The organism is Bacillus cereus group sp. N21, from assembly GCF_016483395.1.
GTDB classification, from domain to species: Bacteria; Bacillota; Bacilli; order Bacillales; family Bacillaceae_G; genus Bacillus_A; species Bacillus_A pseudomycoides.
Genome location: NZ_JAEHBX010000392.1, coordinates 1 through 249, shown reverse-complemented (window position 1 = coordinate 249; position 249 = coordinate 1). Strand labels below are relative to the sequence as shown.

Here is a 249-nt window from a genome sequence, read left to right as displayed (position 1 = left end):
CCATACCACGATCCATTTTCCTCCTGTTCATTCATTAACCAGTTGATTGCACTTTGTTTTTGTTTCTCGGGCAATTCATTTTGCGTATATGTCCCGAAAAACTCTAACACTCTGCCTGTAATATCTGGTGTAGAAGGATCCGTAATCATATCGCTTGCGTTTTCGATTGGTAAATTCGCTAATAACTTGCTTGTCACGCCTTTTTCAAATGCTCCCCAACCACCATCATTATTTTGTAATCCTTTAATC

The 249-nt window shown here is 39.0% G+C and carries 1 pseudogene; it reads right to left on the bottom strand.

Annotation, left to right across the window (positions count from 1 at the left end):
• Positions 1–249: pseudogene (locus JDS96_RS31330) on the bottom strand (squalene--hopene cyclase); the annotation flags it as partial.